A 24,927-nucleotide genomic window follows, 5' to 3' on the forward strand; every position below is an offset into this window, starting at 1 on the left:
GAGGCAATGCCTCGGCCCCCGAGGTATTTGCGGCAAGATGAAGACAAAGGGCGCTCCGATCGGGGCGCCCTTGCTCTTTCCTGGTGCAAATACTCCGGGGCGGAGGCGAAGCCGAGGGGCCTCACTCCCGCGCCTTGGGCGGCGTGCGCAGCCGGCTCGGGCTTTCGCCGGTCCAGCGCCGCCAGGCGCGCCAGAAGGCGGTGCCGTCGGCATAGCCGAGCGCGGTTGCCACCGCCTCGACGCTCATGCCATGTTCGCGCAGCAGGGTCTCGGCCCGGGCGCGCCGCACTTCGGCCAGCAGCCCGCTCAGGCTTTCGCCCTCGTCCGCCAGTCGCCGCTGCAGGCTGCGCGGCGCGATCCGCATGGCGGCGGCGATCGTCTCGAGCGTCACCGGCCGCACGCCGAGATGCAGCCCGATCAGCGCCGTCACCTGCTCGCGCGTCGTGTCCGCGTGATGCGCCTCGCCGACCAGATCGCCCAGATGCCGCTCGATCAGCGCAATCATGTCGGCATCCTCGGTCCGGTGCGGCCGGTCTGCCTCGGCGGCGGCCATGACGATCGCGTTCGCGCCCTGCGAGAACAGCACCGGCGCGCCGAACATCCGCGCGAGTGTCAGCGCCCCCGGACCCTCGGGATGGGCGAAATGCACCTCCTCCGGGCGCCAGCGGGTGTCAAAGCCGGTGCGGATCAGGGTGCAGATCCCGGCGAGGGTGAATTCGCTGTCCTGCCGGCAGGGGCGGGACTGCGGCGCGCTGATCATGTAGCGCAACACCAGATGCGCGCCGTCATCCTCGAGGCTGACCTGCGTGCCGCTTTGCAAGGCCCCGGACCAGCGCGCCAGCGCCGCAAGCCCGCGCCGGATCGTCGCCGCCTGCACCGCGCGCAGCCCGATCGGCGCGAGCGTGCCCGGCCGCATGCCGAAGCCGAGCCGCGCGCCAAGCAACGGGTCGCCCGCCAGCTCGGCCGCCTGTTCGAAGATGTCGAGATAGGCGGCGAGGGGAATCGGGGTGTAGAGGTCGTCGAAGATCTCGGCCGACAGCCCGTTGCGATGGAGCAAAATTCCCATTCTGCTCAAATCGTTATCAAGGTACGCGAAAATCGGCTCAAGAATTAGGGCCCGGACGGACGTGATTTTCGGCAGCGGCGCGTTGGACGGCGGCATTGGCGCGGTTTCTCCGTTCGAAACGGCCATTTGGCGTGAAGTATCGGATTTCTGGCGCAAGATGCAATGGTCTCGGGCCGGAGGCGGCAGGGTAACTCGTCCTTAAATGACATAACGCTGACAGGGATGATCACCAGATGGACAATCAGACAGGCGCAAATCGTCTGCAGGGAAATTCGATCGGCTTGACCCATATCGTGTTCTTCGTGGTCGCGGCGGCGGCGCCGATGACCGCGGTGGTGGGGGCGACGCCGCCGGCCTTTGCCTTCGGCAATGGCGCGGGCGTGCCGGGCGCCTTCATCCTGTCGGGCATCCTCTACCTGCTGTTCTCGGTGGGCTTCACCGCGATGACGCGGCACGTGACCGGGGCAGGGGCGTTTTACGCCTATATCTCGCGCGGGCTCGGCAGCGGTGCGGGGATCGGCGGCGCGCTGATGGCGCTGCTCGCCTATTTCGCGATCCAGATCGGCATCTATGCGCTCTTCGCAGTGTTCATGGCGGGGGCGATGGAAAGCCTGGGCGTCTCGCTGCCGTGGTGGGTGTGGTCGCTGGCGGTGCTGGCCGTCGTCGTGCTTTTCGGGCGGCGCAACATCGCGATCTCGGGCCGCATCCTCGGCCTGTGCATGATTGCCGAGCTGGTGATCTTGCTGCTTCTCGACATTGCGATCGTGATGCACGGCGGCGCCGAGGGGCTGAGCCTTGCGGGGTTCCGCCCCTCCGAGGTCTTCGGCCCCGGGCTTGGCGTCACCATGGTCTTCGTTCTGGGCGCCTATGTCGGCTTCGAGGCCACCGCGATCTTCGGTGAGGAAGCCTGCGATCCCGACCGCACCATTCCGCGCGCGACCTATGTCGCGGTGCTGCTGATCACCGCCTTCTATGCGGTCTCGACCTGGGCGATCGTGCAGTTCTACGGCCCGGCCGCGGTGACGGGCGCGGCGACCGAGAACCTCGACGGTTTCTACTTCGCCGCCGCCGAGACCATGCTTGGCCACTGGTCGGTGCAGGTGATGAATGTGCTGCTGCTGACCAGCCTCTTTGCCTGCCTGCTCTCCTTCCACAACACGCTCAACCGCTATTTCTATGCGCTCGGCCACGAGGGGCTGGCGTGGAAATCGCTCTCGGCGGTGCATGAGACGCATGGCTCGCCGCATGTCGCGGGGCTGGTGCAGGCCGGGCTCGTGGCGCTGATCATCCTGGGCTTCGGCCTCTCGGGTGCCGATCCCTACACCCTCGTCTTCTCCTGGATGTCGGGGCTTGCGGTGCTGGGCATCCTGGCGGTGCAGGTGCTGGTCTCGGTCGCGGTGATCGTCTTCTTCCGCCGCACCGCGCATCAGCGCTCGGTCCTCACCGTTCTCGTGGCGCCGGTGCTGGCCACGGCGGGGCTCGTCGGAGCGTTCCTCCTCGTCTCCTCGAACCTCACCCTGCTCACCGGCTCGGAAAACCCGATCGTGCTCGCCTTCCCCGAGATCGTGATCGCCACCGGCGCCTGCGGGCTGCTGTTCGCCGCCTGGATCAAGCGCACCCGGCCCGAGCAATTCGCCCGCCTCGGCCGCGCCTTCGACTGACCTTTCCCCCTGCCGCGACGATCCGTTGGTGCCCCCGGTGCGGGCGGCGCGCGGCAGGGCTCACCCTTTCTGCAAGCAGTGAAAGACCCAAGATGACTGCCCTTCCCAAGATCGACTTCCTCTACCTCTCCGAACCCGAGATGATCCGCGCCGGTGTCACCGACATGCCCGCCTGCGTCGATTGCATGGAAGAGATGTTCGGCCTGCTCTACAGCGGCGATTACCGCATGGCCGGCGCCAACAACGACAGTCACGGCGCGATGGTGATGTTCCCGGAAAACTCGCCCTTCCCGGACATGCCCAAGCCGACCGCCGACCGCCGCTTCATGGCGATGCCGGCCTATCTCGGCGGCAACTTCCGCACCGCGGGCGTCAAGTGGTACGGCTCGAACATCGAGAACCGGGAAAAGGGCCTGCCGCGCTCGATCCTGATGTTCACCCTCAATGACGCTGACACCGGCGCACCGCTGGCCTTCATGTCGGCGAACCTGCTCTCGGCCTATCGCACCGGCGCGGTGCCCGGCGTCGGCGCAAGCCACCTGGCGCGCAAGGACTCGAAGATCGTCGGCATCCTCGGGCCGGGGGTGATGGCGCGCACCGCACTTGCGGCCTTCATCGCGGTCTGCCCGCAGATCGACACGGTCAAGGTGAAGGCGCGCGGGCAGAAGAGCCTCGACACCTTCATCGCCTGGGTGAACGAGCATTACCCGCAGGTCACCACCATCGAGGTCGTCGACACGCTCGAGGCGGTGGTGCGCGGTTCCGACATCGTCACCTATTGCGCCTCGGGCGAGACCGGCGATCCGAGCCTCTATCCGATCGTGAAGCGCGAATGGGTGAAACCGGGCGCCTTCCTCGCGATGCCCGCCGGCTGCGAGATCGACGCCGGGATGGAGGCGCGGGACGTGCGCAAGGTGCTCGACAACACCGGGCTTTACGAGGCCTGGTTCGAGGAATGCCCGAAGCCCGCGCATCACACGATCCCGGTGATCGGGGTGAAGTTCATGGACATGATCGCCGAGGGCCGGATGGCGCGCGCGGATCTGGAAGACCTTGGCGCGATCGTCGCCGGCGTCACCCCGGGCCGGCGCAATGACGACGAGATCGTGCTGATGTCGGTGGGCGGCATGCCGGTCGAGGACGTGGCCTGGGGCACGATGATCTATCGCAACGCGCTCGCCCGGGGGATCGGCACGAAGCTGAACCTCTGGGACGTGCCGGCACTGCGCTGAGGAGAGCCGTCATGCAGGTGACCAAGATCAAGACCGGCTCGCCCTTCGAGGATCACGGCAGCTATTCGCGCCTTGTCGCGGTGGATGACTGGATCTTCGTGTCGAACACCGCCGGGCGCGACCCGGTGACGAAGGAGATCCCCGCCGAGATCGGCGCGCAGACCCGTCAGGTCTTCGCCAATGTCACGCGGGCGCTCGCCGCCGTCGGCTCGGGGCTCGAGGATGTGGTGATGAGCCGCGTCTTCATTCAGGACCCCGCCGACACCCAGGCGGTGATGACCATCGTCGGCGAGATGTTCCGCGGTATCGACCCGGCCACCACCGTGACCTGCCCGCCGCTCGGCTCGACCGTCTACCGCGTCGAGATCGAGGTGACGGCGCGGCGCGGCGCGGGCCGGGCCGAGACTGAACGGCGCGTGATCGCGCTGTGACCGACGGGCCCGCCGCCCTGTGTGCGGCGGGCCCTACCGACTTCCCCGACCGATTGTCCCGACCGAAGGAGATCCGCCATGGCGCCCGTTCAAACCCCCGTCCTGACCAGCCGCGACGCGCCCGAGAAGACGTCGGTCGTGGTGATCGGCGGCGGCATCGTCGGCCTGTCCGCCGCGCTGGTGCTGGCCGAGCGCGGCATCCCCGTCACCGTGCTGGAAAAGGGCCGGATCGGGGCGGAACAATCCTCGCGCAACCTGGGCTGGGTGCGCAAGATGGGCCGCGCGGCCCCCGATGTGCCGCTTGCACAGGCGGCGGACCGGCTCTGGGCCGCGATGCCGGCGCGGCTTGGTGCCGAGGTCGGCTATCGTCAGGCCGGGATCATGTATCTGGCCCGGACCGAGGCCGAGATGGCGATGCATGCCGACTGGCTGAAATCGGTTTCGGATCTGTCGCTCGACAGCCGGTTGCTGCGCCCCGCCGACATCGACGCGCTGGTGCCGGGCGGGCGCGGGCAGTGGGCGGGCGGCATCGTCACCCCGTCGGACGGGCGTGCCGAACCGACGCTTGCCTCGGCGGCGATTGCCGCGGCGGCGATCGCGAAAGGCGCGGTGATCGTGGAAAACTGCGCGGTGCGCACGCTTTCGCGCGCCGCCGGCCGGGTCTGCGGCGTGGTGACCGAACGCGGCGAGATCGCCTGCGAACAGGTGCTGCTGGCGGGCGGGCTCTGGTCGCGCCGCTTCCTCGGCAATCTCGGGATCTCGCTGCCGACGCTGCCGCTCGTGTGCTCGGTCTTCCGCACCGCGCCGATGGAGGGGCCGACCGAGATCGCCGTGGGCGGGCCCGACTTCTCCTTCCGCAAGCATCGCGACGGCGGCTTCATCATCACGCAGCGGGGCGCGCTTGGCGCGCCGCTGATGCTTGACCACCTGCTGATCGGGATGCGCTATCTGCCGATGCTGCGCGGCCAGCGCAAATTGCTGCGCATCGGCCTCGGGCGCGAGGCGCTGACCGATCTTTCCCTGCCGCGGCGCTGGCGGGCCGAGGCGATCTCGCCCTTCGAGCGGCTGCGCACGATGGACCCGCCGACGCGACCCGACCTGAACGCCGAGGCGCTGGCCAACCTGCGCGCCGCCTGGCCGGCCTTCGCAACTGCCCGGATCGTCGAGTCCTGGGCGGGGATGATGGACATCACGCCCGATTCACAACCGGTGATCGGGCCGGTCGAAAAGGTGCCGGGGCTGATGCTGGCCACCGGGTTTTCGGGCCACGGTTTCGGCACCGGGCCGGCGGCGGGGCAGCTTGCGGCGGATCTGCTGTGCGGCGCGCCGCCGATCGTCGACCCCGCGCCCTACCGGCTCGAGCGGCTCTGAAACGGAAACGGCGCCCCCCACAGGGGGCGCCGTCGTTTCGGGAGAGGGGGCCGGGGCCGGCCGCCCTTCAGAACAGGAAGTCGTTCGCCGAATAGGCCTGGTCCGCGCCGAAGTCGGTGACGTGGACGTTGTTCAGCAGGATGCTGTTGGCACCATCGACGATCATCGCGAAGCCGGTGCCGGCATCGGTGATGAGGTGGTTGCTCACCAGATCATAGAAATCGGTGATCCCGGTGACCCCGGTCAGCACGATCCGCTCGGCATCGTCGGCGCTGAAGTCCTGGATCACGTCGTTGCCGAAGCCGTTGGTGAAGACGAAGCGGTCGGCACCCAGTCCGCCATTCATCGTGTCGTTCCCCGCACCGCCGAACAGCCAGTCAGCCCCTGCGCCGACCCCGCCGATCAGCAGGTCGTTGCCGTTGCCGCCATTCAGCGCATCGTTGCCGTAACCGCCATAGAGACGGTCGTTGCCATCATTGCCACTCAGGCTGTCGTTGCCGTTGCCGCCGTCGAGGATGTCGTCGCCGGCCTCGCCGAACAGCCGGTCGGCGCCGTTCTGACCATAGAGCGCGTCGTTCTGCGTGCCGCCATAGACCGAGTCGTTGCCGTCGCCGCCCAGCAGCCTGTCGGCTCCGGTTCCGCCATAGAGCGTGTCGTTGTCGAGGCCGCCGTCGATCGTGTCGTTGCCGTCGCCGCCGCCGAGGGCGTCGTTGCCGGCGTCGCCGAACAGCTGGTCGGCACCGGCGTTGCCGAAGAGCACGTCGTTCTCGGTGCCGCCAAAGAGATTGTCGTTGCCGTCGCCGCCAAACAGCCTGTCGGCGCCGGCGCCGCCCGCGATGCTGTCGTTGCCAAGGCCGCCGTCGATCGTGTCGTTGCCGGCCTCGCCGAACAGCCGGTCTGCGCCGGTGTTGCCGTAGATCGCATCATTGCCGAGCTCGCCATGGATGACGTCGTTGCCTGCGCCCCCGCTGATGAGGTCGTTGCCGTCGCCGCCATAGATCAGGTCGGCCAGATCGGCTGCCGTGTCGCCGCCCTGGATCGTGTCGGCCCCCGTGCCGCCGAAGATCGTGTCGCGCCCGTCGCCGCCGCTCAGGCTGTCGTTGCCGTCGCCGCCCGCGATGCTGTCATCGCCCAGACCGCCGAGCAGCGTGTCGTCGCCGCCATTGCCGATCAGCGTGTCATTGCCGAGGTCACCCAGATAGTTGTCGTTCCCCGCGGTGCCGACGAAGTTGTCGTCGCCGTCGGTGCCCACGCCCTGGACCTGGCCGCCGGCGACGATGAACTGCCACACGCCGGTGACGCCGGTGTTGCCGGCGGTGTTCTCAAGCGAGAGCATCGCCCCCTGATAGCCGGAGGCGGGCAGCTCGTAATAGGTGTCGCCAAGCGAGAAGCCCGCCCGCGCCACGGTGCCGCCAAGTCCGCCGGTGCCGCCCGAGGCGTCGCCCGTCGTCCATTCCACGTCGGTATAGCGGAAGACGATCTCGACGTTGCCGTTGCCGCGGTCGAGCAGCTCGAGCTGGAAGGAGTTCTGCAGATCGGTGTGGGTGTCGTAATAGCCCACGTCGTTCCAGGTGATGACGAGCGAGTCGCGTGCCGCGTTGAAGTCCCAGAAGACGTCGCCGGGGTTGGTCACCGAGGTGCTGTCGCTGGTGTCGACGTCGGCCCAGAACGGGGCGACGATTTCGTAGTTGGTGTCGTCGATCGCGCCGGGGGTGTAGGTGCTCAGCCCGCCGCCGAAGGTGACGTTGCCGTTCGTGTTGACCGAGAAGGTGGTATAGGTCACGCCCCCGATCGTCAGCCCGTCCTCGAAGATCGAGGTGATGTCGATGTCGCTCTGGTATTCGTCATCGTTGTGATAGAGCACGTTGGCGCCGAAGGGCAGGAAGGCGTTGTTCGCGATCGGGGTGAAGTCGAGCACCGGCGGCGGGGTGATCCCGGTCAGCTGCACCAGCTGGTCGTCGAACTGTGCCTGTTCGACATCCCACAGCGTGTCGGTGCCGTCGACACCGCCGTTGTGGGTGATGGTGAAGGAGTTGTTCGCGTTCGCGGTGATCGTGTATTGCGCACGCACCCCCGAGAAGGCCACGGTATCGGTGCCGAGCCCGCCCTGCAGGATGTCGTTGCCCGCACCGCCGATCAGCACGTCATCCCCGCCGTTGCCGGTCAGGGTATTGTTCAGCTCGTTGCCGATCAGCAGGTCGGCCTGCGCCCCGCCCGCGGCATTCTCGATCTGCGCGCCATTGGCGATGGCGAAGCCGCCGTCGATGCCGCTGTAGGTGCCGCCCGAATTGGTCAGCACGCGCGAGAAGAAGCCGCCGGCGTTGTAATCGGGGTCGATGATCTCGGTCTGCAGGCTGGCCGAGAGATGCGAGAACATCGAGGTGTTCTGCAGCGCTGCGATCGAGGGGGCGGCGTCGTCGGCGATCTGGCTGCGGTCGAGCGTCGCGTCGTTGAGGTTGATCATCACCGAGTTGGCGCTGTTGCCGTAGCGGATCGTGTCGGTGCCACCGCTGTCCCAGATCGCGGCATAGGCGCGGCCGATGCTCATTGCGCCCTCGGCAAGCGACAGCGCCCCGCCGCGTGCGTCAAAGAGCGTATAGGTCGAGTTGCCCGCGGCATAGGTCTCGGCGCCGTATTGCTGCTGCAGGGCGGCGATGTCGAGCGCCATCATCGTGACGGCATGGCCATAGGAATCGGCATTGGTGGCGCCGGTGTAGGACATCACCGTGTAGCGCTCGTTGTCGAGGGCCGGGCCGACGCTGGTTGCCGCGGCGCCCTGGAACGGGTGATAGAGCCCGAGCCCGTGGCCGATCTCGTGGATCAGGGTCCAGTTCGCATATTCGCCGCCGCCCAGCTCGGCCGGCGTGTTCATGTAGTCGAGATTGCTGGTGAAGGTGCCGAAGCTCCAGTAATCGCCCGCGGTGCGCGCGGCGCTTTGCGGGAACAGGCAGAACCCCTCGAGCCCGGCATAGGCCGGGTCCGGCGTGTCCGAACTCACCAGCACGAGATCGGCGGTGGCCGCGGCGGTGGTGCGATCGGTCACCCGGCTGAAGTCGGTGGCGATCACGCTGTCGATCATCCGGAAGGCGCGTTCGGTCAGCGAGGTGAAGGCATAGGTCGTGTCCGCCATCGTCCCGTCGACGAAGTATTCGTTGTAATTGGTGCGGAATTCGCTGTCGAGATCGATGTCGCCACCGGTGCCGAGATAGTATTGCAGCGTCCCGTCGGCCCACACACGGTTGTTGGTGATGTCAGCCAGCATTTCCTGACCGGTTGCGGGGAGCGCACTGGAAATTGCGGCTTCTGCCTTGGTCTGGGCCATGGGGAATTCCCTCCGTCTCAAAATCTGTAAGGCGGAGTCATCCTGCCCTGATCCGGCGCCATTCCGGCCGCCGATCGCGGAACCTCCCCCCACGTCAACAAACTTGCCGAAAACGGCTCAACCGTCAATCGGACAAACGGCCGCGAGCACCGCGGAAAACTGTGCCGGGTGCGCCGTGGCGAGATGGGCGAGGGTGACGCGCCGGCCGGGGCCAAGGCCGCACAGGGTCACCCGCACCGCGGCCTCGGGGCGGTCGACGGCGATCCGGGCGAGGGCAAAGCCGGGCTGCGCGCTGCCGAGCCGGTAGCCAAGGATGACCGTCGGCCGGGTGAACTTGCCCGGGCCGAAGATCGCCGTGGCGAGCGCGTCGATCGTCACGCCGCGCGCCGCGGCCGCCGCGGTCACGTCCTGGCCATCAGGGCCGGCGGGCAGGTCCGCAAGCCGGGCGAACAGGTCCATCTGCACGCGCACCGAGGCGGGCGGCGCGGGGCTGTCGTCGCTGCGATAGCGGCGCAGGGTGCCTTGCGGCAGGGGCTCGCCATCATCGCGTGCGAGCGCGCCGGTGACACCCGTCCAGCTTGCGGGGATCGGCAGGTCGCGGCCTGCCTGCGGCAGGGAGGTTTCGGCGCCCATGGCGTGGCCTTTCGTGAACGGGGGGAGAAGCGGTGCGAGGGCGGGGGCGATCAGCGCCCCGGTCAGGCCGCGCAGCAGCGTCCGGCGACGGGAAAACGGCATGGCGGGCCTCCTTCTGCCGCGGGTCGGGTTGGCGGCATTTGGCGCCGAGGGCGGCGGTGCCGTCAACCCCCGGCGCGGGGCTTCGGCAATCCGCCGCAGGCCGGCGGGTGAAAAGGGGGGTTGCCGGCGCGCCGCCCGCGGCACATCTGTTGCCCAAACCCGGGCGGCAGGCAGGAGGCGCGGATGCACGGCGAATACAAGGTCCATGGCGGCAAGCTGGTGGTGGCCGATCTCGAGCTGCGCGAGGGCCGGCTTGCCCAGGTGCAGATCTCGGGCGATTTCTTCCTGGAACCCGGCGAGGCGATCTTCGACCTTGGCGCCGCGCTCGAGGGGCTGCCGGCCACGGCGACGGTCGAGGAGATCACCGCCGCGCTGCGCGCCGGGCTGCGCCCCGAGGCGGTGCTGGTGGGCTTCAGCCTCGAGGCCGTTGCGATCGCGGTGCGCCGCGCGCTCGGCGTCAGCCGCGGCTGGCGCGATTTCGAATGGCAGGTGCTTGACGGGGCGCCGCTGTCGCCGGCGATGCACCTGGCGCTTGACGACGTGCTGGCCCACGAGGTCGCAGCCGGCCGCCGTGCGCCGACGCTGCGCTTTTGGGAATGGGAGCGCCCGGCGATCATCATCGGCAATTTCCAGTCGCTGAGGAACGAGGTCGACCTCGAGGCGGCCGAGGAGCTGGGCGTCGAGACGGTGCGGCGGGTGACCGGCGGCGGCGCGATGTTCGTCGAGCCGGGCTCGACCATCACCTATTCGCTCTATGCGCCCGCCGAACTGGTCGACGGCATGAGCTTTGCCGACTCCTATGCCTTCCTCGACACCTGGGTGCTGAAGGCGCTGAACGATCTGGGCATCGATGCGGTCTACAAGCCGCTCAACGACATCGCGAGCTCGAAGGGCAAGATCGGCGGTGCGGCGCAAAAGCGCTATGCCGGCGGCGCGGTGCTGCACCATGTCACCATGGCCTATGACATGGACGCCTCGAAGATGATGCAGGTGCTGCGCATCGGCCGCGAGAAGCTGTCGGACAAGGGCATCGCCAGCGCCGGCAAGCGCGTCGATCCCGTGCGCAGCCAGACCGGGCTGGAACGCGGCGCGGTGATCGAGCGGATGAAGGCCACCTTCCTCGACCTGCACGGCGGCACCCCAGGCGCAATCACCGCCGAGGAGCTGGCCGCGGCCGAGACGCTCGCGCGCGAGAAGTTCGAAACCCCCGCCTGGCTGCACCATATCCCCTGAGCGCTCAGGGGCTCATCCAGCTCTGCTCCACCACCGCCTCCATCGCGACATAGCTCGAGGTGGCATGGACATGGGGCAGGGCGGAAATCTTCTCGCCCATGATCCGGCGGTAATCGGCCATGTCGTGCGAGCGCACCTTCAGCAGATAGTCGAAACCGCCGGCGATCATGTAGCACTCCTCGACCTCCTCGATCGCGCGCACCGCGGCGTTGAAGGCCGCAAGCGCGCGCTCGCGCGTGTCGCTCAGCCGCACCTCCAGATAGGTGACATGGGTCATGCCCAGCTTCAGCGGCGACAGGATCGCGCGATAGCCGGTGATCAGCCCCATCTCCTCCATCGCCTTGATCCGCGCCGCGACCGGCGTCTTCGACAGGCCGACGCGACGGGCGAGTTCCGTGATCGGCAGCCGGGCATTGGCGACGAGCTCGCTCAGGATCTTGCGGTCGGTGGCGTCGAGTGCGGGTTCCATGGTCTGAAATCGTCCTTCATTTTGGTCTGATCGGCTGCAGTATCGGCAATCATTGGTCACAGCGTCCAGTGCGATTCGGGTACAGAATCCGGAAATCGCCCTTCCGGAGTGCCGCCATGATCGCCAAGCCCGTCCCCGTCTTCCCCGCCCTCGAAGGGCCGGAAGTGAAATTCGCCCCCGAGGCGCCGCTGCTCGAACGGCTGGTCGCCACCGCGGCGATCTCGGCCGAGACCCGCGCCGCGATCTCGGCACGTGCGGCGGCCCTCGTCGGGCGCATCCGCTCCGAGGCGAAACCGACGCTGATGGAGCATTTCCTGGCCGAATACGGGCTGTCGACGCGCGAGGGCGTGGCGCTGATGTGCCTAGCCGAGGCGATGCTGCGCGTGCCCGACACCCAGACCATCGACGCGCTGATCGAGGACAAGATCGCGCCGGCGGAATGGGGCAAGCACCTCGGCACCGCCGCCTCGTCGCTGGTCAATGCCTCGACCTGGGCGCTGATGCTGACGGGCAAGGTGCTTGATGACGATTACCCGGGCGTGGCGGGCACGCTGCGCGGCGCGATCAAGCGCCTTGGCGAGCCGGTGATCCGCGCCGCGGTCGGTCGCGCGATGAAGGAGATGGGCCGGCAGTTCGTGCTGGGCGAGACGATCGAGGGGGCGCTGAGCAATGCCCGCACCCGCGAGGCGATCGGCTTCACCTACAGCTATGACATGCTCGGCGAGGCGGCGATGACCTCGGCCGATGCGGCGCGCTATGACGCCGACTACACCCGCGCCATCGCGGCGATCGGCAAGGCGGCGACCAAGGCCTCGATCCACGACAACCCCGGCATCTCGATCAAGCTCTCGGCGCTGCATCCGCGCTATGAGCTGGCGAACGAGGAGCGGGTGATGGCCGAGCTGGTGCCGGTGGTGCTGCGCCTTGCGCGGCAGGCCGCGGCGGCAGGCATCGGCATGCATGTCGACGCCGAGGAACAGGCGCGGCTGTCGCTGTCGTTCAAGGTGATCGAGGCGGTGATGGCCGATCCCTCGCTCGCCGGCTGGGAGGGCATGGGCATCGTCGTGCAGGCCTATGGCAAGCGCGCGGGCCTTGCGATTGATGCGCTTTACGACATGGCCTGCCGCTATGACCGCAAGATCTGCGTGCGGCTGGTGAAGGGCGCCTATTGGGACGCCGAGATGAAGCTGGCGCAGGTCGAGGGCCATCCGGGCTTCCCGCTCTTCACCTCGAAGACCGCGACCGACGTCAGCTATATCTGCCTGGCGAAGAAGCTCTTCGGCATGGGTGACCGGATCTTCCCGCAATTCGCCGGGCACAACGCGCATACCGTCTCGTCGATCCTCGAACTGGCCGAGGGCCGTCCGTTCGAGTTCCAGCGCCTGCACGGCATGGGCGAACGGCTGCATGACATCGTGCTGAAGGAAACCAAGGGCCGCTGCCGGATCTACGCGCCGGTCGGTGCGCATCGCGACCTTCTGGCCTATCTGGTGCGCCGCCTGCTCGAGAACGGCGCGAACTCGTCCTTCGTGCACCAGCTCGTCGACGAGAGCATCGCGCCCGAGACGATCGCACGCGACCCCTTCACCGCGCTTGCGACGGCCAAGGCGCCGGCCAGCCTTCTGGCGCCGGCCGATCTCTTCGGGCCGCGCCGCAAGGCCTCGAAGGGCTTCGATCTGACCGACGAGCGCGTGGTCGAGGCGATCGAGGCGGCGCGGGACTGCACCATCCCCGATGCCGCGCCGCTGACCGTCTCGCCCGCGACCGGCACCGCGCTGACCGTGACCAACCCCGCGACCGGCGCCGCCGTCGCGCAGGTGATCGAGGCCGATGCGGCGACGGTTGCCCGCGCCCTCGATGACGCCCGCGTCTGGGACGTGCCGGCCGCCGAGCGCGCTGCGGTGCTGCGCCGCGCCGCCGACCTGTATGAGGAGAACTTCGGTCCGATCTTCGCCACCCTCGCCGCCGAGGCCGGCAAGAGCTGGGGCGATGCGGTGGGCGAGCTGCGCGAGGCCTGCGACTTCCTGCGCTATTACGCCGCCGAGGGCGAGACCTCGGCCGCCGCGCCCCGTGGCATCATCGCCGCGATCAGCCCGTGGAACTTCCCGCTGGCGATCTTCACCGGCCAGATCTCGGCCGCGCTGATGGCGGGCAATGCGGTGCTCGCGAAACCGGCCGAGGCGACGCCGCTCATCGCCGCGATGGCGGTGCGGCTCCTGCATGCGGCGGGTGTTCCGGCTTCGGCGCTGCAGCTGCTGCCGGGGCCGGGCTCGGTCGTCGGCACGGCGATCACCTCGGACCCGCGGGTGAAGGGCGTGGTCTTCACCGGCTCGACCGCCACCGCGCAGCGCATCGCCGCGGTGATGGCCGACACCCTGGAACCCGGCACGCCGCTGATCGCCGAGACCGGTGGTCTGAACGCGATGATCGTCGATTCGACCGCGCTGCCCGAACAGGCGGTGCGCGACATCGTCGCCTCGGCCTTCCGTTCGGCCGGGCAGCGCTGCTCGGCGCTGCGCTGCCTCTATGTGCAGGAAGACATTGCGCCGCATCTTCTGGCGATGGTGAAGGGCGCGATGGACGAGCTGAAGCTGGGCGATCCGCGGCACTTCGTGACCGATGTCGGCCCGGTGATCGACGCCCGCGCGCAGGCCGGCATCCTCGACTATGTCGCCGCCCGCGAGGGCGCGGTGCTGCACCGCACCGCGGCGCCGGCCGAGGGCACCTTTGTCGCCCCGGTGATGCTCAAGGTCTCGGGCATCGCCGATCTCGAACGCGAGGTCTTCGGCCCGGTGCTGCATGTCGCCACCTTCCGGGCGGGCGAGCTCGGCACCGTGATCGAGGCGGTGAACGCGCGCGGCTACGGGCTGACCTTCGGGCTGCACAGCCGCATCGACGCCCGTGTGCAGGAGGTGTCCGAGGCGATCCGCGTCGGCAACACCTATGTCAACCGCAACCAGATCGGCGCCGTGGTCGGCAGCCAGCCCTTCGGCGGCGAGGGGCTCTCGGGCACCGGGCCGAAGGCGGGCGGGCCGCTCTACCTTGCGCGCTTCTTCGCGCCCGAGCCGGTCGCCGCGCCGAATGCGGCGCCGGCGGGCGTGGCCGATCTTGCGGCGATCCGCGCGGCGCTGGCGGGCTTTGCCGAGACGCAGGTCGAGGAACGGCTGATGCCGGGCCCGACGGGCGAGCTGAACCGGCTGAGCCTGCACACCCGTCCGCCGGTGCTCTGCCTCGGCCCGGGGGCTGCGGCCACCGCGGCGCAGGTCGCGGCGGTGCGCGCGCTTGGCGGCGTGGCGTTCGCCGTCGAGGGGCGGCTTGACCCGGCGGCGCTGGCCTCGCTCGAGGGCTTTGGTGCCGTGCTGTGGTGGGGCGATGCCGAGACCGGCCGGGCGATCGCGCGGGTTCTGGCCGCGCGTCCGGGCCCGATCGTGCAGCTGGTCACCGGCCGGCCCGACCGCGCCCATGTGCTGCACGAGCGGCACCTGTGCGTCGACACCACGGCGGCGGGCGGCAACGCGGCGCTGCTGGCGGGCTGAGCCCGACCGCCCTCAGATCGCGCGGTAATCCTCGGCGAGCCGCGCGATCTGGTCCGGCCGGTGATCGGCAAGGCCTGGCAGATCGACGATCAGCAGGGTCTCGCGGGTGCCGGCCATCGCGATCGGCCGGGCATCGGGCCCGGCGATCACCGACTGGCCCGAAAACGCCAGCCCGCGCTCGACACCGCAGTAATTCGCATAGGCGATGACCTGACGGTTCTCATGCGCGCGGGCCGGCACCAGCACGTTCTGCACATGCTCGGCCCCGGCCGGGTTCGCCGTCGGCACCAGGATCAGATCGACCCCGCGCGCGGCCAGCGCCGCGGCGTGCCCCGGAAACTCGATGTCATAGCAGATCAGCAGACCGCAGCGCCGCCCGTCGAAGTCGAAGACCGGCGGCGGCGCCTCGCCCGGGACGAAGCTCGTCTTCTCCATCTCGCCGTAAAGCTGGATCTTGCGGTAATGCGCGAGCAGCCGCCCCTCCGGGCTCAGCGCGACGGCACTGTTCCACACCCGGCCCTCGGCACGCTCGGCCCAGCCAAGGGTCAGGCCACAGCCCTCGGCCGCGGCCAGCTCGGCGAGCCGCGCGAGCCACGCGCCGCCGATCGGTTCGGCATCGCGGGCGTGCAGCTCGGGGCGGTTGTAGCCGGGCAGGTAAAGCTCGGGCGCAACCAGCATCCGCGCCCCCATGGCCGCGGCCGCGCGCAGCGCGTGGGTCAGCCGGTCGAAGGCGCCGGCGATGTCGCCGTCGGTGGGCAGGGCCTGATAGAGCGCGAGTTTCATTCTGTCTCCGGGAACGCAGGGCAGGGGCGGCGTGCATTCGACACGGCCCGCCGGCGAAGCGCAACCCCGTCCGCGCCGCGGCCCCCTGACACTTGCCCCGCGAGGGCATTTCCTCTAGGCCATTTCGCAACGCGAAACAAACCGTCGGACACGCCATGCGTCTTACCCGCTATTTCCTCCCCGTCCTCAAGGAAAACCCCGCCGAGGCGCAGATCGTCTCGCACCGCTACATGCTGCGCGCGGGGATGATCAAGCAGCAGGCGGCGGGGATCTATTCCTGGCTGCCGATGGGCTTCAAGGTGCTCAAGCGCCTCGAGCAGATCGTGCACGAGGAACAGATCCGCGCCGGGCACATCCCGCTGCTGATGCCGACGCTGCAATCGGCCGACCTGTGGCGCGAGTCGGGGCGCTATGACGCCTACGGCCCCGAGATGCTGCGCTTCAAGGACCGCCACGACCGCGAGATGCTCTATGGGCCCACGAACGAGGAGATGATCACCGACATCTTCCGTTCGCATGTCGAAAGCTACAAGTCGCTGCCGCTGACGCTCTACCACATCCAGTGGAAGTTCCGCGACGAGGTCCGCCCGCGCTTCGGCGTGATGCGCGGCCGCGAGTTCCTGATGAAGGACGGCTATTCCTTCGATCTGACGAAGGAAGACGCGCTGCATGCCTACAACCGCCACATGGTCAGCTATCTGCGCACCTACGAGCGCATGGGCCTGACCGCGATCCCGATGCGTGCCGACTCTGGCCCGATCGGCGGCGACAACACCCATGAATTCCTGGTGCTGGCGAAGACCGGCGAGTCGGAAGTCTTCTATGACGCCAAGGTGCCCGAGCTGAAGCTGGGCGACCGCACCGTCGATTACGACAACCGTGACGAGGTCGCCGCGATCTGCAAGGAGTTCACCACGCTCTACGCCCGCACCGACGAGACCCATGACGAGGCGCTCTTCAACCAGATCCCGGAAGAGCGGCGCTGCATCGGCCGCGGCATCGAGGTCGGGCAGATCTTCTACTTCGGCACGAAATATTCGGAACCGATGGGCGCCACCGTCACCACCCCCGACGGCGCCAAGGTGCCGGTCGAGATGGGCAGCCACGGCATCGGCGTCAGCCGCCTGATCGGCGCGCTGATCGAGGCGAACCACGACGAGAAGGGCATCATCTGGCCCGAGGGCGTGACGCCCTTCCACGTCGGCCTCGTCAACCTGAAGCAGGGCGATGTCGCGACCGACGCCGCCTGCGAGGCGCTTTATGCCGCGCTGAAGGCGAAGGGGCTCGACCCGCTTTACGACGACCGCGAGGAACGTGCCGGCGCCAAGTTCGCCACCATGGACCTGATCGGCCTGCCCTGGCGCATCACCGTCGGCCCGCGCGGGCTCGCGAACGGCCTCGTCGAGCTGACCTCGCGCCGCAGCGGCGAGAGCGAGGAGATGACCCCCGAAGCGGCCGTGGCGAAGATCGTCGAGATCTACGCCGGGATCTGATCCGGGCGACAGTTTCGCGAAAGGGGCGGGGCCACGGGCCGCCGCCCCTTTTTGCTGCGCCGCTGGAAAAGCTGGACTTGAGTAAAAAACTCGGGTAATCGCGTCTCCATCATTTGGAGGTGTCGATGAAACGGGCTGTGCTGATCGCGATGGCGTTCACTGCGCTGGCTGCGCCGCTGCGTGCCGGGGAGGGGGCCTATCCCTCGCTCGAGGCCTGGGGCGAGGCGCTGTTTTCCGACACCAACCTGTCGAAGAACCGCACCGAGGCCTGCGCCACCTGTCACGACCCGGCCGCCGGGTTCAGTGACCCGCGCGAGACCGCCGTGGGCCGCGCCGTCAGCTTGGGCGATGATGGCGCAAGCCTGGGTGACCGCAACGCGCCGACGGCAAGCTATGCGCGCTTTTCCCCGCCCTTCGGCCGCACCGCCGATGGCAAGTGGCAGGGCGGGCAGTTCCACGACGGCCGCGCCGCGACCTTGGCCGATCAGGCGAAGGGGCCGCCGCTGAACCCGATCGAGATGGGGATGCCCGATGTCGCGGCGGTCGCCGCGCGGCTGCGCGAGAACCCGCGCTATGTCGCGACGCTCGCCGCGCTGCGCCCCGGGGCCGACGACGCGGCCGCCTTCGACGCCATGGCCGAGGCGATCGCGGCCTACGAGGCAAGCGACACCTTCGCGCCCTTCGACTCGAAATACGACCGCTTCCTGCGGGGCGAGGCGAAACTGACCGATCAGGAGGAGCTTGGCCGGCTGCTGTTCTTCTCGAACCAGTTTACCAATTGCAACCTTTGCCATCAGTTGCGCGGCACTCCGGGGGCAGAAGAAGAGACCTTTTCCAACTATCAGTTCCATAACATCGGCGTGCCGGCGAACCGCGCGGTGCGCGCGGCGAATGGCGCGGCGCCCAACCGGGTGGACAGTGGCCTGCTGGAAAACCCGGCCGTCTCCGACCCCGCCGAGGCAGGCAAGATCAAGGTGCCGACGCTGCGCAATGTCGCCGTCACCGGCCCCTACATGCACAACGGCGTCTTTGCCGATCTGCGCACGGTCATCCTGTTCTACAACAGCTACAACACCAGGCGCCCCGAGCGGCACATCAACCCCGAGACCGGCGCGCCCTTCGATCCGCCCGAGGTGGCGCAGAACCTCTCGCGCACCGAGCTTGAGACCGGGCCGGCGCTTGACGATCAGCGCATCGACGCGCTGGTGGCATTTCTCAAGACGCTGACCGACGCGCGCTACGAACCGCTGCTGACCGATCCGTGAAGCGTGCAGAGGGGCAGCGGGCTTGACCTTTGCGCCCCGAAAGGCAAGGGTCCGGCGACCCTTGGGACGCATGTCATGGCCACTCGCACCGCACCTTTCTCCGGCTTCGAATTCCTGATCGCCTGGCGCTATCTGCGCGCCCGCCGTGCCGAGGGCGGGGTCTCGGTGATGACCTGGATCAGCCTGATCGGCATCATGCTGGGCGTCGCCGCGCTGATCATCACGCTCGCCGTGCGCGCGGGCTTCCGCGCCGAGTTCGTCGACACCATCCTCGGCTCGAATGCCCATGTCACCGTCTATTCCGCGCCGCAGGAGGTGGTTCCGGGCACCGGCATCTTCTCCTCGCTGATGCCCGACTATCAGGACCGCGCCGAACGGATCCGCAAGGTGCCGGGGGTGACCCGCGCCGCGCCGCTGATCCGCGGCCAGGCGATGGCGACCTTCGACGACCGCTCGAACGTCGCCGATGTCTATGGCATCTCGGCCGAGGATCTGGCCACCATCCCGCGCGTCGCCAATCCGAAGACCTCGCAAGGCGATCTTTCCCGCTTCGGCGAGGGCATCGCGATGGGGTCGGAACTCGCGCGCGAGCTCGGTGTGACGCTCGGCGACCGGGTGCGGCTGATCTCGCCCAACGGCGCCAAGACCGCCTTCGGCACCAGCCCGCGGGTGAACGCCTATGAGGTCGTCTATATCTTCACCGCGGGCCGCTGGGACATCGACCGCACCCGCGTCTACATGCCCTTCGCCGAGGCGCAGAGCTATTTCAACCGCGAGGCCGGCGCCGACGAGATCGAGGTCGACGTGACCGACCCCGAGCGCGTCGACGACTGGACGCCGCAGCTGATCGCGGCCGGCGGGGCGGGCACCATGCTGTGGAGCTGGCGCGACGCCTCGGGCAGCTTCCTGCGCGCGCTCGACATCGAGGACAACGTGATGTTCGTGATCCTTGCCGTGCTGGTGCTGATCGCGACGATGAACATCACCTCGGGCCTCATCATGCTGGTGAAGAACAAGGGCCGCGACATCGGCATCTTGCGCACGATGGGGCTGACCGAGGGCTCGGTGCTGCGCGTCTTCTTCCTGTGCGGCGCCTTCACCGGGGTGATCGGCACCGCGGCGGGCGTCGCCCTCGGCGTCGTCTTCGCGCTGTATATCGACCAGGTGATGGCCTTCGTGAACTGGCTGAACGGCGGCGGTGCCTGGGACCCTTCGATCCGCGGCATCTATGCCCTGCCGGCCAAGCTGCAGCCCTGGGACGTGACCAAGGCGGTGGCGCTGTCGCTCGGCCTGAGCTTCGTCGTGACGATCTTCCCCGCCCGCCGTGCGGCGCGGCTGAACCCCGTGGAGGCGCTGCGCTATGAATGACGTGCTGACGCTCGAAAACCTGGAGAAATGCTATAACCGCGGCAAGCCCGGCGAGATTTCGGTGCTGCGCGGTGTGAATTTGTCGATCCCGCGCGGGCAGGTCGTGGCCCTTGTCGCGCCCTCGGGCGCCGGCAAGTCGACGCTTCTGCACATCGCGGGGCTGCTCGACACCCCCGACAGCGGGCGGGTGGCGATCAACGGGCAGGAGCTGAGCGGCGCCTCCGACCGGCGCCGGACAGAGGCGCGGCGCAACGAGCTGGGCTTCGTCTATCAGTTCCACCACCTGCTGCCCGAGTTCACCGCCGAGGAGAACGTGATGCTGCCGCAGCTGGCGAATGGCGCGGGGAAGGCGGCGGCGCGGGCGCGGGCGGAGGCGCTGCTCGACCGCGTCGGGCTGTCGGGCCGCATCGACCACCGGCCTTCGGCGCTCTCGGGGGGCGAGCAGCAGCGCGTCGCCTTCTGCCGGGCGCTCGCCAATGCGCCGAGCCTTTTGCTGGCCGACGAGCCCACCGGCAACCTCGACCCGGCGACGTCCGACACGGTCTTCGGCGTGCTGATGGATCTGGTGCGCGAGACCGGCATGTCGGCGCTGATTGCGACCCACAACCTCGACCTTGCGGCGCGGATGGACCGCGTGCTGCGGCTCGAGGCCGGCGCGCTGACGGAGTGAGCGATGGAGCTTTACGGCATCAAGAGCTGTGACACGGTGAAGAAGGCGCTGAAGGCGCTCGACGCTGCCGGGCGCGAGGTCGCGTTCCGCGACGTGCGCGTCACGCCGCTGAGCGCGGCCGAGATCGACACCTTCCTGGCGGCCTTTGGCGAGAAGCTGGTGAACCGCTCCTCGACCACCTGGCGGGGGCTGAGCGAGGCCGAGCGGGCCCGCCCCGCGGCCGAGCTTCTGGCCGAGCATCCGACGCTGATGAAGCGTCCGGTGATCCGTGACGGTGCGAAGATGACGCTGGGCTGGGGCACGGCCGAACAGGCCGCCTGGCTTTGACGCCGGGGCCGCATCACGAAAATCCGACTCCGGAGGCGTGATTCCAAGGGGCGGGGCGGGGGTGTTTGGTCCTTGCGGGCGAGTCGTGCACCGCCTTGCCGGCGCTCTTCCGAAAGGAAAGATCCGGGCAGGGGCTGCCCGAATCGGGTCGGTTATCCGGTGCGTCTTGCCCCGGGCCGGCCGTCACGGACCGGGCACGGGGCGACGTGATCAGAGCAGCTTCAGATCGCCAGCCGAGGACCGGCCGTCGCGGCCCGAGATCATCTCGAAGCTGACTTTCTGGTTGTCGGCCAGGGACTTGAGGCCAGCGCGCTCGACAGCCGAGATGTGGACGAAGACGTCCTTGCCGCCACCATCGGGGGCGATGAAACCATAACCCTTGGTGGTGTTGAACCATTTCACGGTGCCAGTGGCCATACCGTATCTCCTATCAGTGTTCCCGGTGCGATATTGCGCCGGGCCGTGCAGCCAGGTCTTTCAGGTCGTCCGGCTGCCCCGAGAAGGGAGCGGTAGAAAGTCTGCGGTCACGCGTAAGAAAACCTGCCACAGGCGGACAAAAAATCAACGAAAAAAAAGGTGAGGGCCGAAGCCCTGCACCTTGTGGCATGAAAATCCGGCACTGCCTGTTTCGCGAGCGTTCAGCGCAGGTCGGGGGCCAGGGCCTCGGCGGTGAGCCGCGCGACGATCTCGTCAAGGCCCACGGTCTCGGTCCGGGTCTCGCCCAGATGGCGCACGGAAACGGTGCGCTCCTCGACCTCCTTCATCCCGATCGCGAAGATGTAGGGCACCTTGCCAAGCGAATGCTCGCGCACCTTGTAGTTGATCTTCTCGTTGCGGGTGTCGCATTCGGCGCGGATGCCGGCCTCGATGAGCTTCGCGGCGACCTCCTCGACGTAATCGTCGGCATCCGAGACGATCGAGGCGACGACGACCTGCCGAGGCGCCAGCCACAGCGGCAGCTTGCCGGCGTGGCTTTCGATCAGGATGCCGATGAAGCGCTCGAACGAGCCGAGGCAGGCGCGATGCAGCATGATCGGGCGGTGCTTCGCGCCGTCGACGCCGATGTAGCTCGCATCCAGCCGTTCGGGCAGGTTCGGGTCGACCTGCAGCGTGCCGCATTGCCAGTCGCGGCCGATCGCGTCGGTCAGCACGAATTCGAGCTTCGGCCCGTAGAAGGCGCCTTCGCCCTCCTGGATCTCGAAGTCATAGCCCGCCGCCTTGCAGGCATTGCCAAGCGACGCCTCGGCGTGGTCCCAGCTTTCCTCGCTGCCGATGCGCTTCTCGGGGCGGGTCGACAGCTTGATGCGCCAGTTGGTGAAGCCGAGGTCGGAATAGACCTGCGCGAGGAAGTCGATGAACTTCTTCGTCTCGGCCTCGATCTGGTCTTCCATGCAGAAGATATGCGCGTCGTCCTGGGTGAAGCCGCGCACGCGCATGATGCCGTGCAGCGCGCCCGAGGGCTCGTAGCGGGCGCAGGACCCGAATTCGGCCAGACGCAGCGGCAGGTCACGATAGGACTTGATGCCATGGTTGAAGATCTGCACGTGGCAGGGGCAGTTCATCGGCTTGAGCGCGTTGACGACCTTTTCCTTCGCGCCTTCCTCGTCGACCTCGACGATGAACATGTTCTCGCGGTAGTTCGCCCAGTGGCCCGATTTTTCCCACAGGTTCCGGTTCACCACCTGCGGCGTGTTCACCTCGACATAGCCGTCCTTGCGCTGGCGGCGGCGCATGTAGTCCTGCAGCGTGGTGTAGATCGACCAGCCGTTCGGGTGCCAGAACACCTGACCGGGCGCCTCTTCCTGCATGTGGAACAGGTCCATCTCCTTGCCGAGCTTGCGGTGGTCGCGTTTCGCGGCCTCCTCGAGCATGGTCATGTGCGCCTTCAGGTCATCGCGGGTGCGGAAGGCGATGCCATAGATGCGCTGCAGCATCGGCCGCGTGCTGTCGCCCAGCCAGTAGGCGCCGGCGACATGGGTCAGCTTGAAGGCGTCGGCGGGCACCTGGCCGGTCGACTGCAGATGCGGGCCGCGGCACAGGTCCTGCCAGTCGCCGTGCCAGTACATGCGGATGTTCTCGCCCTCGGGGATGCGGTTCACCAGCTCGACCTTGTAGGGCTCGCCGGTCTCCACATAGTGCTGGATCGCCGCCTCGCGCGACCAGACCTCGGTGCGCACGGGTTCGCGGGCGTTGATGATCTGCTTCATCTTCGCCTCGATCGCGCCCAGGTCCTCGGGGGTGAAGGGTTCGGCCCGGTCGAAGTCGTAGAACCAGCCGTAATCGCGCACCGGCCCGATCGTGACCTTCACATCCGGCCAGATCTCCTGCACGGCGCGGGCCATGATATGGGCGAGGTCATGGCGGATCAGTTCCAGCGCCGGCACCTGATCCTTCATCGTGTTGATCGAGATCCGGGCATCGGCGTCGATCGGCCATTGCAGGTCGAAATGCGCGCCGTTCACCTGCGCCGAGATCGCCGCCTTGGCGAGCGATTTCGAGATCGAGGCGGCAACCTCGCCCGCGGTCACGCCGGCCGCGAATTCGCGCTTGCTGCCATCGGGAAAGGTGAGGGTGATCTGAGACTGGGACACGGTTGGTCCTCCTCGTCGGTTTGGCGCCCACGGAGCGCCCGGTTGCGGGTTATGATCGCGCGGGTATGCGCCCGAAGCCGGGGCAAGTCAACATGCCGCGGCGCGGCGCCGGGGGCGGCTCAGCGGCGGAAGCTGATCGGCAGGGTGAAGCTGTAGCTTGGCTCGGTCAGCGAGGCGGGGGCGGGCGGGAAGCGGCCGGCGCGGCGCACGGCGTCGAGTGCCGCGGCATCGAGCGCGGCGCTGCCCGAGCCCGTGGCGATGCGCGCCGCGGCAAGTTCCCCCGCCCGCGTCACCGTCAGGAGCACCGTCACCCGGCCCTGCGCGCGCCCCGCGGCAGTGGGGTAGCGCTTCTGCCGTTCGATCCGGGCGCGGATCGCGGCGCCCCATTCGGCGCGGGCCGAGCGGATCACGCCCTCGGTCAGCGAGGGCACGTCGGCGCTGCCGTTCACGCCCTGCGCGCCGCGCCCGCCGCTGCCCGCGGCACGCTGCCCGGCGACCGAGGCGGTGGCGCCGCCCGGCTTGCGCGGGGTCTCGGCCGGCTCGCGGCGGTTTTGCTTCGGCGCGGGTTTTGCGGTGGGTTTGGGCGGGGCCGGGTCCGCCTGCGGTGCGGGGGGGCTGTCGGGGGCGGCGGCGGCCGGGGCAGGGGCCTTCGGCGCTGCCGGCAGGGGCGGCGCGGTGGCCAGCTCGGGCAGGGCGATCTCGGGCGGTGCCTCGATCGTGGGCGGGCTCGGCGGCAGGGTCAGTTCGGGTTCGGGAACCTCAACCCGCTCCCAGCTGTCGACGAGCGCCTGAAGGTCGGCATCGGCCGCGGCAAGGGTGATCATCGCGTCACCGCCGTCCCCCGCCGAGGGCGCGCCGCCTTCGGGCAGCCCGATCCCGAAGACCGCCAGATGCAGCCCGAGCGCAAGCGCGAGGCACGTCAGGGCTTCGAGGGCGGGGCGGGCGCGCATCGCTCAGCTCCCCGTCGCGATCAGGTCGACGCGCGCAAAGCCAAGCGCACCGAACTGCGGCAGAAGCGCGGCCAGCGCCTCGGCCGGCGCGGCGCGGTCGGCGCGCAGCGACAGCCGAGGCGGCACCGTGGCGCAATCGGTCCGGTCACAGAAGGCCGCGCGGGCCGAGGCGAGGGCCGGCAGCACCGCGGCGGCGTCGCCCGTCGCCTCCTGAAAGCCAAGCTGCCCGTCTGCCCCGAGGAACAGGGTGAACTCGCCTGCCGCCTCCTCGGCCGCCCGCGCCTCGGGCGGGTCGGTCGCGAAGGGCTCGGGCGGGGCGATCTTCGCCGCCAGCAGGAAGAAGATCAGCAGCAGGAAGACGACGTTGATCATCGGCAGCAGCGTGACATTTGGCGGCCGGCGCGGCGGGGGCGAGAAATCCATC

The 24,927-nt window shown here is 68.7% G+C and carries 20 protein-coding genes; 11 read left to right on the plus strand and 9 right to left on the minus strand.

All coding sequences use genetic code 11. The features are described from left to right. Nucleotides 1–121: 121 nt before the first annotated feature. A complete protein-coding gene (locus tag DYS74_RS14120; RefSeq protein ID WP_183077545.1) occupies nt 122–1,066 on the minus strand; it encodes an AraC family transcriptional regulator in 945 nt (314 codons plus the stop codon). Nucleotides 1,067–1,347: 281 nt separating this feature from the next. Between DYS74_RS14120 and DYS74_RS14125 the strand changes: the two genes are divergently transcribed. The 4 genes from DYS74_RS14125 to DYS74_RS14140 all read left to right on the plus strand — a co-directional run bounded on the left by DYS74_RS14125 (nt 1,348) and on the right by DYS74_RS14140 (nt 5,761). Next, complete coding sequence (locus tag DYS74_RS14125; protein ID WP_240664708.1) at nt 1,348–2,727, plus strand: APC family permease; 1,380 nt, start codon at nt 1,348–1,350, stop codon at nt 2,725–2,727. A gap of 92 nt (nt 2,728–2,819) precedes the next feature. Continuing rightward, nucleotides 2,820–3,959, plus strand: a complete 1,140-nt coding sequence (locus DYS74_RS14130; RefSeq protein ID WP_121534337.1) for a tyramine oxidase subunit B — start codon at nt 2,820–2,822, stop codon at nt 3,957–3,959. 11 nt (nt 3,960–3,970) lie between these two features. Then, nucleotides 3,971–4,390 carry a RidA family protein gene (locus DYS74_RS14135; protein ID WP_121534338.1) on the plus strand — a complete coding sequence of 140 codons (420 nt, stop codon included), beginning with the start codon at nt 3,971–3,973 and terminating at the stop codon, nt 4,388–4,390. Between the two features lie 78 nt (nt 4,391–4,468). Next, nucleotides 4,469–5,761 carry an NAD(P)/FAD-dependent oxidoreductase gene (locus DYS74_RS14140; protein ID WP_121534339.1) on the plus strand — a complete coding sequence of 431 codons (1,293 nt, stop codon included), beginning with the start codon at nt 4,469–4,471 and terminating at the stop codon, nt 5,759–5,761. Between the two features lie 67 nt (nt 5,762–5,828). On the opposite strand, the gene DYS74_RS19055 is transcribed toward DYS74_RS14140, so the two are convergent. Together DYS74_RS19055 and DYS74_RS14150 are read right to left on the minus strand one after the other, a co-directional pair. Continuing rightward, nucleotides 5,829–9,083 (minus strand): nidogen-like domain-containing protein, encoded by a 3,255-nt coding sequence (locus DYS74_RS19055; protein ID WP_121534340.1) that lies wholly within the window; start codon nt 9,081–9,083, stop codon nt 5,829–5,831. A 117-nt stretch (nt 9,084–9,200) separates the two neighbouring features. Beyond that, nucleotides 9,201–9,818 (minus strand): hypothetical protein, encoded by a 618-nt coding sequence (locus DYS74_RS14150; protein ID WP_121534341.1) that lies wholly within the window; start codon nt 9,816–9,818, stop codon nt 9,201–9,203. 183 nt (nt 9,819–10,001) lie between these two features. Here DYS74_RS14150 and DYS74_RS14155 point away from each other — a divergent pair, with 183 nt between their 5' ends. Then, nucleotides 10,002–11,051, plus strand: a complete 1,050-nt coding sequence (locus DYS74_RS14155) for a lipoate--protein ligase family protein (RefSeq protein ID WP_121534342.1) — start codon at nt 10,002–10,004, stop codon at nt 11,049–11,051. 4 nt (nt 11,052–11,055) lie between these two features. Here the strand turns inward: DYS74_RS14155 and DYS74_RS14160 are convergent, their stop codons facing one another. Next, complete coding sequence (locus tag DYS74_RS14160) at nt 11,056–11,520, minus strand: Lrp/AsnC family transcriptional regulator (protein WP_121534343.1); 465 nt, start codon at nt 11,518–11,520, stop codon at nt 11,056–11,058. Nucleotides 11,521–11,636: 116 nt separating this feature from the next. On the opposite strand from DYS74_RS14160, the gene putA reads away from it, so the two are divergent. After that, on the plus strand, nt 11,637–15,056 hold the full coding sequence (gene putA, locus DYS74_RS14165; RefSeq protein WP_121534344.1) for a bifunctional proline dehydrogenase/L-glutamate gamma-semialdehyde dehydrogenase PutA: 3,420 nt from the start codon (nt 11,637–11,639) through the stop codon (nt 15,054–15,056). A 12-nt stretch (nt 15,057–15,068) separates the two neighbouring features. Here the strand turns inward: putA and DYS74_RS14170 are convergent, their stop codons facing one another. Continuing rightward, on the minus strand, nt 15,069–15,839 hold the full coding sequence (locus DYS74_RS14170) for a nitrilase-related carbon-nitrogen hydrolase (RefSeq protein ID WP_121534345.1): 771 nt from the start codon (nt 15,837–15,839) through the stop codon (nt 15,069–15,071). Nucleotides 15,840–15,994: 155 nt separating this feature from the next. Between DYS74_RS14170 and proS the strand changes: the two genes are divergently transcribed. From proS to DYS74_RS14195, 5 genes are all read left to right on the plus strand, one after another. Further along, entirely contained in the window at nt 15,995–17,332 is a 1,338-nt protein-coding gene (proS, locus tag DYS74_RS14175; protein ID WP_121534346.1) for a proline--tRNA ligase, read from the plus strand. 125 nt (nt 17,333–17,457) lie between these two features. After that, nucleotides 17,458–18,597, plus strand: coding sequence for a cytochrome-c peroxidase (locus DYS74_RS14180; RefSeq protein ID WP_121534418.1), 1,140 nt, complete (start codon nt 17,458–17,460; stop codon nt 18,595–18,597). 75 nt (nt 18,598–18,672) lie between these two features. After that, nucleotides 18,673–19,965: a lipoprotein-releasing ABC transporter permease subunit gene (locus tag DYS74_RS14185; protein ID WP_121534347.1), complete on the plus strand. Its 1,293-nt coding sequence runs from the start codon at nt 18,673–18,675 to the stop codon at nt 19,963–19,965. Next, a complete protein-coding gene (locus tag DYS74_RS14190; RefSeq protein WP_121534348.1) occupies nt 19,958–20,635 on the plus strand; it encodes an ABC transporter ATP-binding protein in 678 nt (225 codons plus the stop codon). The genes DYS74_RS14185 and DYS74_RS14190 overlap by 8 nt, the downstream gene beginning before the upstream one ends. A 3-nt stretch (nt 20,636–20,638) precedes the next feature. Continuing rightward, nucleotides 20,639–20,962, plus strand: a complete 324-nt coding sequence (locus tag DYS74_RS14195) for an arsenate reductase family protein (protein ID WP_121534349.1) — start codon at nt 20,639–20,641, stop codon at nt 20,960–20,962. Nucleotides 20,963–21,172: 210 nt separating this feature from the next. Here DYS74_RS14195 and DYS74_RS14200 read toward each other — a convergent pair whose 3' ends face one another. The 4 genes from DYS74_RS14200 to DYS74_RS14215 all read right to left on the minus strand — a co-directional run bounded on the left by DYS74_RS14200 (nt 21,173) and on the right by DYS74_RS14215 (nt 24,926). Then, nucleotides 21,173–21,379: a cold-shock protein gene (locus tag DYS74_RS14200; protein WP_113900742.1), complete on the minus strand. Its 207-nt coding sequence runs from the start codon at nt 21,377–21,379 to the stop codon at nt 21,173–21,175. A 221-nt stretch (nt 21,380–21,600) separates the two neighbouring features. Then, nucleotides 21,601–23,553 (minus strand): threonine--tRNA ligase, encoded by a 1,953-nt coding sequence (gene thrS / locus DYS74_RS14205; RefSeq protein WP_121534350.1) that lies wholly within the window; start codon nt 23,551–23,553, stop codon nt 21,601–21,603. 119 nt (nt 23,554–23,672) lie between these two features. Next, nucleotides 23,673–24,503, minus strand: coding sequence for a TonB family protein (locus tag DYS74_RS14210; protein ID WP_121534351.1), 831 nt, complete (start codon nt 24,501–24,503; stop codon nt 23,673–23,675). A gap of 3 nt (nt 24,504–24,506) precedes the next feature. Further along, nucleotides 24,507–24,926: a biopolymer transporter ExbD gene (locus tag DYS74_RS14215; RefSeq protein WP_121534352.1), complete on the minus strand. Its 420-nt coding sequence runs from the start codon at nt 24,924–24,926 to the stop codon at nt 24,507–24,509. Nucleotide 24,927: the final 1 nt, after the last annotated feature.

This window comes from Paenirhodobacter hankyongi (genome assembly GCF_003664585.1).
Lineage (GTDB): Bacteria > Pseudomonadota > Alphaproteobacteria > Rhodobacterales > Rhodobacteraceae > Rhodobacter > Rhodobacter hankyongi.